The 11,406-nt window shown below is 59.5% G+C and carries 10 protein-coding genes and 1 pseudogene; 5 read left to right on the top strand and 6 right to left on the bottom strand.

Annotated elements, in window-relative coordinates:
• The first annotated feature begins 80 nt into the window (after positions 1-80).
• Positions 81-2,402, top strand: coding sequence for an ATP-binding protein (locus ACM110_RS25840; RefSeq protein WP_416129981.1), 2,322 nt, complete (start codon positions 81-83; stop codon positions 2,400-2,402).
• Here ACM110_RS25840 and ACM110_RS25835 read toward each other — a convergent pair.
• The 3 genes from ACM110_RS25835 to msrB form a co-directional block, all read right to left on the bottom strand.
• Positions 2,386-2,847, bottom strand: coding sequence for a MarR family winged helix-turn-helix transcriptional regulator (locus tag ACM110_RS25835; RefSeq protein ID WP_416129980.1), 462 nt, complete (start codon positions 2,845-2,847; stop codon positions 2,386-2,388). The genes ACM110_RS25840 and ACM110_RS25835 overlap by 17 nt on opposite strands.
• Complete coding sequence (locus ACM110_RS25830; protein ID WP_416129979.1) at positions 2,844-3,329, bottom strand: glutathione peroxidase; 486 nt, start codon at positions 3,327-3,329, stop codon at positions 2,844-2,846. The genes ACM110_RS25835 and ACM110_RS25830 overlap by 4 nt, the downstream gene beginning before the upstream one ends.
• Before the next feature lie 160 nt (positions 3,330-3,489).
• Entirely contained in the window at positions 3,490-3,885 is a 396-nt protein-coding gene (gene msrB, locus ACM110_RS25825; RefSeq protein WP_338582241.1) for a peptide-methionine (R)-S-oxide reductase MsrB, read from the bottom strand.
• A 226-nt stretch (positions 3,886-4,111) separates the two neighbouring features.
• Between msrB and ACM110_RS25820 the strand changes: the two genes are divergently transcribed.
• Together ACM110_RS25820 and htpX are read left to right on the top strand one after the other, a co-directional pair.
• On the top strand, positions 4,112-5,323 hold the full coding sequence (locus tag ACM110_RS25820) for a pyridoxal phosphate-dependent aminotransferase (protein ID WP_008030363.1): 1,212 nt from the start codon (positions 4,112-4,114) through the stop codon (positions 5,321-5,323).
• A gap of 313 nt (positions 5,324-5,636) precedes the next feature.
• Positions 5,637-6,527: a protease HtpX gene (gene htpX / locus ACM110_RS25815; RefSeq protein WP_338582242.1), complete on the top strand. Its 891-nt coding sequence runs from the start codon at positions 5,637-5,639 to the stop codon at positions 6,525-6,527.
• A 181-nt stretch (positions 6,528-6,708) separates the two neighbouring features.
• Here the strand turns inward: htpX and ACM110_RS25810 are convergent, their stop codons facing one another.
• The gene (locus ACM110_RS25810; RefSeq protein ID WP_416129978.1) at positions 6,709-7,365 is read right to left on the bottom strand and encodes a thiopurine S-methyltransferase; all 657 of its coding nucleotides are present in this window, start codon (positions 7,363-7,365) and stop codon (positions 6,709-6,711) included.
• 102 nt (positions 7,366-7,467) lie between these two features.
• Here ACM110_RS25810 and ACM110_RS25805 point away from each other — a divergent pair, with 102 nt between their 5' ends.
• Positions 7,468-8,235 (top strand): DODA-type extradiol aromatic ring-opening family dioxygenase, encoded by a 768-nt coding sequence (locus ACM110_RS25805; RefSeq protein WP_416129977.1) that lies wholly within the window; start codon positions 7,468-7,470, stop codon positions 8,233-8,235.
• A gap of 151 nt (positions 8,236-8,386) precedes the next feature.
• Here the strand turns inward: ACM110_RS25805 and ACM110_RS25800 are convergent, their stop codons facing one another.
• Positions 8,387-10,060, bottom strand: coding sequence for a DEAD/DEAH box helicase (locus ACM110_RS25800; RefSeq protein ID WP_338582246.1), 1,674 nt, complete (start codon positions 10,058-10,060; stop codon positions 8,387-8,389).
• Positions 10,061-10,480: 420 nt separating this feature from the next.
• Here ACM110_RS25800 and ACM110_RS25795 point away from each other — a divergent pair, with 420 nt between their 5' ends.
• Entirely contained in the window at positions 10,481-11,272 is a 792-nt protein-coding gene (locus ACM110_RS25795) for a crotonase/enoyl-CoA hydratase family protein (RefSeq protein ID WP_416129976.1), read from the top strand.
• Between the two features lie 27 nt (positions 11,273-11,299).
• On the opposite strand, the pseudogene ACM110_RS25790 reads toward ACM110_RS25795, so the two are convergent.
• Positions 11,300-11,406 (bottom strand): annotated as a pseudogene (locus ACM110_RS25790) (IS110 family transposase); the annotation flags it as partial.

Below are 11,406 nucleotides of genomic sequence, written 5' to 3'. Positions count from 1 at the left end.
GGGCTCGCGAGAGCGTCGGCATCCATGCATGATCGGCTATGCTTGAGCAGCGAAGGGAAACGGAAGTGGTCCAACACCCCATGGATATCAAATTCACCAACCGGCTGTCCTACAAGCAAGCCAAGCTTACCGTGCTGGTCGGTTTCATTCTGGGCACGCTGCTCAGCCTGCTGCAAATAGGCATCGATTATGTCAGCGAAGACGCCTCCATCAACCGTGAAATTGTGTCTTTGCTGGAAATCAGTCACAACCCGGCCTCGCGTATCGCCTACAACATCGATGCCGAACTCGCTCAGGAACTGACCCTGGGCCTGCTGCGCTCACCGGCGATCATCGGCGCGCGACTGACCGACAACAATGGCAACGTGCTGGCCAACGTCAAACGCCCCGGCCTGCAAAGCGGTTATCGCGTGCTCAGCGACTTGTTGTTCGGTGCCGACCGACAGTTCGAAGACCGCCTCTATCTGGACCACTTGCCGAACGAATCCCTCGGCACGCTGCGACTGGACGTCGACACTTACTCATTCGGTTACCGTTTTCTGCGTCGCGCCGAAGTCACCTTGCTCAACGGCTTCGCCCGCAGCCTGATCCTGACCGGCCTTCTGCTGGCATTGTTCTATGTGATGTTGACCAAACCGTTGGTGCGGGTAATCCGCGAACTCAGCGGTCGCGACTCGCGCAGCATCGAACCCACCACACTGGAATGTCCGGCCGGACACGCCAACGATGAAATCGGCGTGCTGGTGAAAGTCGCCAATCAGCAATTCGAAAACGTCGCCACGGAAATCCAGCAGCGCCGCAATGCGGAAAACCGCCTGACCGACTACCTCAGCCAACTGGAAAATATTGTCTCGGCGCGCACCGCCGAACTGAAGGCAATCAACGCTCGCCTCAGTCAATCCAATCAGGAACTGGAAGTCGCCCGCAGCACCGCCCTGGACATGGCCGAAGCGCGCTCCGTGTTCCTGGCCAACATGAGCCACGAAATTCGGACACCGCTCAATGGCCTGCTGGGGATGATCGCGTTGTCGCTGGACGGTCCGCTGAATGCCGAACAACAGCAACAACTGTCCATCGCCCACGACTCGGGCAAAGTGCTGGTGGAATTGCTCAACGATATTCTCGATCTGTCGAAATTCGATGCCGGTCAGCTCGAACTCGAACACATCCCGTTCGACCTCGGCTCACTGATCGAAGACACCGCCAACCTGCTGTCGCAGAACGCGGCGCCGAGCGTCGAACTGACCTGCCTCATCGACCCGCAGTTTCCGGCGCTGGTGCTCGGTGATCCGACCCGGGTCCGGCAGATCGTCAGCAACTTGCTGTCCAACGCGCTGAAGTTCACCCGTTTCGGACGGGTCGATGTGCGCCTGTCGACATCCGGCGACGACGTCAGAATCGAAGTCTGCGACACGGGCATCGGCATTCCCCAGGACGCTCAGGTCAAGATCTTCCAGCCCTTCACCCAGGCCGGTGCCGGGATTACCCGGCAGTTTGGCGGTACGGGGTTGGGCCTGGCCCTGACCTACAACCTCTGCGAAGCGATGCAAGGACGCCTGACCATCAGTTCGGAAGCAGGCTTCGGCAGCCAGTTCTGCGCGGAACTGCCGCTGCCCCGCCACAGCCGGGCCCAGGCACCACCTGCGTTGCAAGGCAAGGTCGTCGCCATCACCGCAGCCAGCAGCGGCCTGGCGGAACTGCTGGGTAGCGTGTTGCCCGGTTGGGGGCTGGACTATCAGCAACGCTCGATCGACGATCCGCTAATTGGCTTGAACCCCGATGTGCTGATCACCGATTGCCCGGAATGTCTGTTCAACCTACGCCCCACCATTACTGCGCCGATTTTGCTGGTGACCGCTTACGGCAGTTTCATGCCCAGCGAACAAGCCAACGCCCTCGCCCCTTTGCAACAACAGGCACGCCCGTTGGCACGCAATGCGCTGCATCAGAATCTACGACGTATCCTGCAACCGGCAATCGCCACCATCAACGACGCTCCTGTCGATGCCCAAACCCCACAACGGCGTGCACGGGTGTTGCTCGTCGAGGACAACCCGGTCAATCAACTGGTGGCCAAGGGCATGCTGGGCAAACTCGGTTGCGAGGTGATTGTCGCCGCTCATGGGGTCGAGGCGCTGGATCAGCTGGAAAGCAGCGAATTCGATCTGGTGTTGATGGACTGCAACATGCCGGTGATGGACGGTTATGAAGCCAGTCGGCAAATTCGCCGCAGCGGGCGCTGGCCGCAATTGCCCATCGTCGCGCTGACCGCCAATGCCATGTCCGAAGAGCGCGAACGCTGTCGCGCGGCGGGCATGAGCGACTACCTGGCCAAACCCTTCCGCCGGGAAGAACTGGCCGCGTTGCTGGATGTGTGGTTACCCGCTACGACAGCGCCTTGATTTGCCCCAACAGGTGATCGAGGCCGTCGCGCAGTTCATTCAGACGATCCAGATCCACGCCGCTGTCGCACAGCAACCGCGCCTTCAGCGGCCCGACCTGATCGCGCAACGCCAGCCCGCTGGGGGAAAGGCTCAAGTGCACCTCGCGCTCATCCCGTGCCGAACGCTGACGCTGAACCAGTTGCAATTGCTCAAGGCGTTTGAGCAACGGCGTCAGCGTGCCGGAATCCAGCGCCAGGCGTTCGCCCAGCGCCTTGACGGTCGGCTGCTCCGGCGCTGATGCCTGCCACTCCCACAACACCAGCATCGCCAGGTATTGCGGGTACGTCAGGCCCAGTTGATCGAGCATCGGCTTGTAGGCCCGGATCACCGCGCGGGAAGCAGCGTAGAGCTTGAAGCAGAGCTGGCTGTCGAGGTTCAGCGAATCAACGGACAGGCTGTTCATTTGAGCAGGGCTTCGATCTCGCTGCTCAAGTCCTGCGGCTTGGTCGCCGGAGCAAAACGTTTGACCAGCTGGCCGTCCTTACCGATCAGGAACTTGGTGAAGTTCCACTTGATGCCTTGGGAACCGAGCAAGCCGGGCGCGCGTTTTTTCAACTGCACGAACAGCGGATGAGCGCTTGCTCCGTTGACTTCGATCTTTTTGAACAGCGGGAAACTGACGCCGTAGTTCAGCTCGCAGAACTCGCTGATCGCCCCTTCGTTGCCCGGCTCTTGCTTACCAAACTGGTTACACGGAAAGCCCAGCACTACCAGGCCTTGATCCTTGTAGGTCTGCCACAGTTCTTCGAGGCCTTTGTACTGCGGGGTGAAACCGCATTTGCTGGCGGTGTTGACCACTAACACGGCTTTGCCGGCGAAATCGGCCAGGGTCTTTTGCTCGCCCTTGATGGTGGTGCACGGGATGCTCAGCAGATTGTCGCTCACGATGAAAGCTCCTGATTCGGGAAGATGGGACAAACATAGCGAGCAATTGAATTGTGTGCAATTTAAATAATCAATAAACCACCCTTCTGTAGGAGCACGGCTTGCCGGCGATTTCGCCCTTGAGATCGCCATCGCCGGCAAACCGTGCTCCTACAGAGGTTTACTCGCGTGGCACCAGGTCCAGGCACACCGAATTGATGCAGTAACGCAGACCGGTGGGTGGCGGGCCGTCTGGGAACACGTGCCCCAGATGCGCATCGCATTTGGCGCAGACCACTTCCGTGCGGATCATGCCGTGGCTGACATCACGGATCTCGGTCATGGCGCTGTCGCCGATCGGCGCGTAGAAGCTCGGCCAGCCGCAGCCGGAATCGAACTTGGTCTTCGAGTCAAACAGCGGCTCGTTGCAGCAGATGCAGTGGTAAACGCCATCGGTCTTGGTGGCGTTGTATTTGCCGGAGAACGGTCGTTCGGTGCCTTTGAGGCGGCACACGTTGTACTGCTCTGGATCGAGCATCGCCTTCCATTCTTCCAGGGTTTTTTCCAACTTTTCCATCTTCACACCTCGGCGGCTGAAAAAGCCCGATCTGTACCTTTTCCACGGATCGGGCGGCACGTATGATTGCGCCTCGTCAAACGCCAGTCTGGCAGCCAGACCACGCGCATTCAAACGGATTTATGGATGCTGCCTCTCAAGGCGTCAGGCCTGTGTGATTACGCAGGATTCCCAGTACGGTTGTTCACACGCCGCCTGGATCGTTCATTTTCGGGAACACATCGCCATGCAGGTCAGCAAATCGAACAAGCTCGCCAACGTCTGCTACGACATTCGCGGCCCAGTGCTCAAGCACGCCAAACGCCTGGAAGAGGAAGGCCATCGCATCCTCAAGCTGAACATCGGCAACCCGGCGCCCTTTGGTTTCGAAGCGCCGGATGAAATCCTCCAGGACGTGATCCGCAACCTGCCGACCGCCCAGGGCTACAGTGACTCCAAAGGCCTGTTCAGCGCGCGCAAGGCCGTGATGCAGTACTACCAGCAAAAGCAGGTGGAAGGCGTCGGCATTGAAGACATTTACCTGGGCAACGGCGTTTCCGAGCTGATCGTGATGTCGATGCAGGCCCTGCTCAACAACGGCGACGAAGTGCTGGTGCCGGCTCCGGATTATCCGCTGTGGACTGCTGCGGTGAGCCTGTCCGGTGGTAATCCGGTGCACTACCTGTGCGACGAGCAAGCCAACTGGTGGCCGGACCTGGCCGACATCAAGGCCAAGATCACCCCGAACACCAAGGCGCTGGTGATCATCAACCCGAACAACCCGACCGGCGCGGTGTACTCCAAAGAAGTGCTGCTGGGCATGCTGGAACTGGCCCGCCAGCATAATCTGGTGGTGTTCTCCGACGAGATCTACGACAAGATCCTCTACGACGATGCCGTGCACATCTGCACCGCGTCCCTGGCGCCGGACTTGCTGTGCCTGACCTTCAACGGCCTGTCCAAGTCCTATCGCGTCGCCGGTTTCCGTTCCGGCTGGATCGCCATTTCCGGCCCGAAACACCACGCGCAGAGCTACATCGAAGGCATCGACATGCTGGCCAACATGCGCCTGTGCGCCAACGTGCCGAGCCAGCACGCGATCCAGACCGCACTGGGTGGCTACCAGAGCATCAACGACCTGGTGCTGCCGCAGGGGCGCCTGCTGGAACAGCGTAACCGCACCTGGGAACTGCTCAACGACATTCCGGGCGTGAGCTGCGTCAAGCCGATGGGCGCGCTGTACGCATTCCCCCGCATCGATCCGAAAGTCTGCCCAATCCACAACGACGAGAAATTCGTCCTCGACCTGCTGCTCTCCGAGAAGCTGCTGGTGGTGCAAGGCACGGCCTTCAACTGGCCATGGCCGGACCACTTCCGCGTCGTGACACTGCCACGCGTCGATGACCTCGACATGGCCATCGGCCGCATCGGCAACTTCCTCAAGTCCTATCGCCAGTGAATGGCCTTCACCGTGCGATGCCAACCCATCGCACGGTGATTCATTCAGCAACACATGTTTGCGCCCTGCCGCTCCCTGACACCTCAACCTCTGATCGATAACACCTGGCCTGCTCGCGTCTAACAACGACGGGGGGCGGGACGTCCAGGAGCTGACAAACACTTCCTTCTGCGCCATCGGAAAAGTCCTTCAAGCGACTAAGCTATTGCCGTAGGACACAGTTTGAAATAGTCACCCGGTTGAATACCCCGGTGCAGCACCTTATATACCCCGCAGTACGCTACATCTTTAGCATAAGGAGATTTCTACAACCATGATGCGCATCCTGCTGTTTTTGGCCACTAACCTGGCGGTCGTGCTGATTGCCAGCATCACCCTGAGCCTTTTCGGCTTCAACGGGTTCATGGCGGCCAATGGGGTTGACCTCAATCTCAATCAGCTGCTGATTTTCTGTGCGGTCTTTGGTTTCGCCGGTTCCCTGTTCTCGCTGTTCATCTCCAAGTGGATGGCGAAGATGAGCACCAGCACCCAGATCATCACCCAGCCACGCACTCGTCACGAGCAATGGCTGCTGCAAACTGTCGAGCAACTGTCCCGCGAAGCCGGGATCAAGATGCCCGAAGTCGGGATTTTTCCGGCCTACGAAGCGAACGCCTTCGCCACCGGCTGGAACAAGAACGACGCGCTGGTCGCGGTCAGTCAGGGCTTGCTCGAACGCTTCTCGCCGGATGAAGTGAAAGCGGTTCTGGCCCACGAAATCGGCCACGTCGCCAACGGCGACATGGTGACCCTGGCGTTGATCCAGGGCGTGGTGAACACCTTCGTGATGTTCTTCGCCCGGATCATCGGCAACTTTGTCGACAAGGTGATCTTCAAAAACGAAGAAGGCCAGGGCATCGCCTACTACGTCGCGACCATCGTCGCCGAACTGGTCCTGGGTATTCTGGCCAGCGCCATCGTGATGTGGTTCTCGCGCAAGCGCGAATTCCGCGCTGACGAAGCCGGTGCAAACCTGGCCGGTACGGCCGCAATGATTGGCGCCCTGCAACGTCTGCGTGCGGAACAAGGCCTGCCGGTGCATATGCCCGACACCTTGAACGCCTTCGGCATCAACGGTGGCATTAAACAAGGGTTCGCCCGCATGTTCATGAGCCACCCGCCGCTGGAAGAGCGTATCGACGCTCTGGCTCGTCGTCGGGGCTAATTAGCTCTGCTTGAATAGAAAAGGCCCGCAGCGATGCGGGCCTTTTTTTGTCTGCTGATTATTGGAGTGCTTTTGAGGGCCTCATCGCGAGCAAGCTCGCTCCCACAAGGGTTCCACGTCGTTCACAAATTCCGTGTGGGAGCGAGCTTGCTCGCGATGAGGGCAGAATATCCGCTACGAATTACCGGCTGGAAACCCGGTACACCCGCTCCTCAAGCCTCGTGACACCCGCCTCCAGGAATTTCCCGCTCTCGCTCAGCACATCCTGATCTTCCAGGATTTTCAGCGTCCATGAAGCCTCAAACAACCGCTGCACTTCCTCATCAAGCACGGCAAACGGCGGGCCGGACATTTGCGACTGGTCATAGTCCAGCGTAATCAGCAGTCCCAGAGACTCCTTCGGCAGTATCCGCGTCAAATGGGCGGAATAGCGCTCTCGCATTTCCGCCGGCAGCGCGATCAGTGCTGCACGATCATAAAGCGCGGAGCAATCGGCAACATCGCCTGCCGTCAGCTCGAAGAAATCGCCGCACCACAGCTCAATGGAACCTGCCCGATAAACCTTGAACGGTCCCTGTTCGCTAACGGCCGGATCAAAGCCATGTTCACTGAAAAACTCCTCGACGGCTTTTTCCGACAGTTCGACTCCCAAGACCTCATGACCTTGATGGGCGAGCCATAGCAAATCCAGGCTTTTTCCACATAGCGGCACCAACACGCGTGCGCCTTCTTCAAGGCTCAACGCTGGCCAGAACCGCTTCAGATGAGGGTTCACCTGCGGCAGATGAAAGCCGATCTGATTCGACGCCCACTTCTTGTGCCAAAACTCCGGCTGCATAAATAACCCCGAAAATTCGATCAAAACACCCTAAAACTTATATTAGATTTAGATCAATGATCTGACTGAAGATGGTGCATCTTAACTCTCAGGAGCTCATTCATGTTCCCCAGCCTGTACATATCCCATGGCTCCCCGATGCTTGCGCTGGAACCTGGTGCCAGTGGACCGGCTCTGGCTCGCCTGGCGGCAGAAATGCCCAAACCCAAAGCCATCGTGATCGTTTCCGCGCACTGGGAAAGTCACGAGCTATTAGTCAGCGGTAATCCCCAGCCCGAAACCTGGCACGACTTTGGTGGTTTTCCAAGGGCGCTGTTCGAAGTGCAATACCCGGCGCCTGGCGAACCTCAACTGGCCGCAGAGGTTGTCGAACTGTTGAACGCCGCCGACCTTTCGGCGCGCATCGATGCCCGGCGGCCGTTCGATCATGGGGTCTGGGTGCCTTTGTCCTTGATGTACCCGCAGGCGGATATTCCGATTGTCCAGGTCTCGCTGCCCACCCGTGGCGGCCCTGCCCTGCAAACCCGCGTCGGTCATGCCCTGGCCAGCCTGCGTGGACACGGCGTGCTGCTGATCGGCTCCGGCAGCATCACCCACAACCTGCGGGAACTGGACTGGCATGCCGGCCCCGAAAGCGTCGAACCTTGGGCACAGACGTTCCGCGACTGGATGATCGAGAAGCTGGCGGCGAACGACGAAGCGGCCCTGCACGATTATCGCCAACAAGCACCGAACGCCGTGCGCAACCACCCCAGCGATGAGCATTTGTTGCCGCTGTACTTTGCCCGCAGTGCCGGAGGCGACTTCAGCGTTGCCCACAAAGGGTTCACCATGGGTGCGCTGGGCATGGATATCTATCGCTTCGGCTGAGATGAAGATCAAAAGATCGCAGCCTTCGACAGCTCCACATGGGATCGCATTTCTCTGGAGCTGCCGCAGGCTGCGATCTTTTTTACAGGCAAAAAAAATCCCCGAACCAGTCGGGGATTTTTTATGTTCGATCAATCAGCCCGGGGGCGGATCAATCTTCGCGGTAGCGACGCAGCTTCAACTGCTTACCGGCAACGCGAGTGTCCTTCAGCTTGGTCAGCAACTTCTCCAGACCATCTTCCGGCAGCTCGACGAGACTGAAGCTGTCACGCACCTGGATGCGACCGATTGCTTCGCGAGCCAGACCACCTTCGTTGAGGATGGCGCCCAGCAGGTTCTTGGCAGCGATACCGTCACGCGCACCCAGCGCGGTACGGCAACGAGCACGGCCTTCGCCCAGCGGCATTGGTGCGCGACGCTCGCGATCACCACGCTCAGGACGGTCACCGGAACGCTCTGGACGATCGCCACGCGGTGCGTTGTTCGGCACCAGTGGACGCTCTTTCTCGATAGCGGCCAGGTTCAGCGCTTGACCGTTGGTGGCCTTGCGCAGCAGGGCTGCGGCCAGGGCACGCGGGCTGCAACCGATGTCGGCGGTCAGGCGATCGAGCAGATCACCGTGGGTCGATTCGGCATCAGCCACCAGCGGCGACAGGCTGTTGGTCAGTTTCTTGATGCGCGCATCCAGAACGGCTTGAGCGTCCGGCAGGCGAACTTCAGCAACCTTCTGACCGGTTACACGCTCGATCACTTGCAGCATGCGGCGCTCACGTGGAGTTACCAGCAGCAGCGCGCGACCTTCGCGACCGGCACGGCCGGTACGGCCGATACGGTGAACGTAGGACTCTGGGTCGTACGGCATGTCAACGTTGAAAACGTGAGTGATGCGCGGAACGTCCAGGCCACGAGCAGCAACGTCGGTCGCCACAACGATGTCCAGACGGCCATCCTTGAGGGAGTCGATTACGCGCTCACGCTGGTTCTGGGCGATGTCACCGTTCAGCGCAGCGGCTTTGTAGCCTTTGGCTTCCAGGGCACTGGCCAGGTCCAGGGTCGCTTGCTTGGTGCGCACGAACATGATCAGGGCGTCGAAATCTTCCACTTCCAGCAAGCTGAGAACGGCCGAAGTCTTCTGGTCAGCGTGAACCAACAGGTGAGCCTGTTCGATCGCGGTAACGGTCTGGGTCTTGGTCTGGATCTTCACGTGTTGCGGATCGCGCAGGTGGCGTTCGGCAATGGCACGGATCGACTGCGGCAAGGTGGCCGAGAACAATACGGTCTGACGGGTTGCAGGCAGAGCCTTGAAGATAACTTCCAGGTCGTCCATGAAGCCCAGTTTGAGCATTTCGTCGGCTTCGTCGAGAACCAGGTGGTTCACGGTCGCCAGTACTTTTTCGTCACGACGCAGGTGGTCGCACAGACGGCCCGGAGTGGCGACAACGATCTGTGCGCCATTACGGATTGCTTTCAGCTGTGGGCCCATCGGCGCGCCGCCGTAGACAGCCACAACAGTTACGCCCGGCATTTGCTTGGCGTAGGTTTCGAAAGCGGTTGCAACTTGTAGCGCCAACTCACGAGTTGGGGCCAGGATCAGGGCTTGCGGCTCGCGCTTTGCAGGATCGATGCGATGCAGGATCGGCAGGGCGAACGCAGCGGTTTTACCCGTACCGGTTTGCGCCTGACCAATCATGTCGTGACCGGCCATGATGATCGGGATCGATTGCTGCTGAATAGCCGATGGCTCTTCGTAGCCAGTCGCGATGACGGCTGCAAGAATATTCGGATTGAGATTAAAAGCGGCGAAGCCGCCGGTTTCCTGGGTCATGGGTCTGCCTCTAAGTGCATCCGCAAAGACCCATGCTCCAAAGCTGCGCGTGCCGTGTTGAGACTCAAGAGTCGCCCTGGCAGCTTTGTCGGCGGGGATTTGCGAAAACGAATGAATGAAAAGAATCGTCAAGGGAGAGTCCGCAGTACGGACGTGCAGCCGAAGCTGACTTCGGGGAATTGCTCTACCTAAACGCGGCCCGGCTAAAGGCCGGCGCGCACTATACCGGAATTTGCCGAAAAAGGGAGCTTTTTTTATCGCAAAACTCCCGCGTACGGCGTTCTGTCACAGGCTTTGCGGATAATCGTGCAAGCGTCTATTTTTCAAAGGCCCGGCCTTGCGGGTTATGGCGCTAAAACGGTTCACCCGGACCACCCGGACCGTCGGCCCGACTCCCCTTCCCGCTCGAGGAAATGCACCATGAAAGAGCCCAACACCAGTCGTGTGAGCCGTGAAAAGCGCGGTCACGTCCTGTTGATCGGCCTGGACCGGGTGGCCAAACGCAACGCCTTCGACCTCGACCTGCTCAACGAACTGAGCATGGCCTACGGCGAGTTCGAAGCCGACAGCGACGCGCGGGTGGCGGTAGTCTTCGGTCATGGCGAACATTTCACCGCCGGGCTGGATCTGGTCAACGCCAGCGCGGCGCTGACCGAAGGTTGGCAAGCGCCACCCGGCGGGTGCGATCCCTGGGGTGTGTTCGCCGGGCCAAGGGTCAGCAAACCGGTGATCGTCGCCGCGCAAGGTTATTGTTTGACCATCGGCATCGAATTGATGCTGGCTGCGGATATCAACCTGTGCGCCAGCAACACCCGCTTCGCGCAAATGGAAGTGCAGCGCGGGATTTTCCCGTTTGGCGGGGCCACTTTGCGCCTGCATCAGGTGGCCGGTTGGGGCAATGCGATGCGCTGGATGCTGACCGGCGACGAGTTCGATGCCCGGGATGCCTTGCACTTGGGCCTGGTACAGGAAGTCATGGCCAGTGAAGACTTGCTGCCGAGGGCGATTGAGCTGGCCGAGCGAATCGCGCGACAGGCGCCGCTGGGGGTCCAGGCGACGCTGATGTCGGCCCGGCAGGCGCGTTACGAAGGGGAAACCGCTGCGGCACAAGGATTACCGACGCTGGTGAAGAAGTTGCTGACCAGTGAGGATGCGCAGGAGGGTGTGCGGTCGCTGGTGGAGCGGCGGCCCGGTATTTTCAAAGGCTGCTGAAAATCCGTGTAGATACCGTCTTGAACCTCACCGGGCAAGCGCAAGTTTCGGGTCGTAGGGCTGGCCCGACTTGAGTACGCCGTAAACGAAGTGCAGCAGCTTTCGCATCGCCGCACAAATGATCTGCTTGGGGG

It is taken from the genome of Pseudomonas sp. NFX98 (genome assembly GCF_047784845.1).
Lineage (GTDB): Bacteria > Pseudomonadota > Gammaproteobacteria > Pseudomonadales > Pseudomonadaceae > Aquipseudomonas.
Note: the sequence above shows the minus strand (reverse complement) of the source record. Positions and strands in the feature narration are given on the sequence as shown.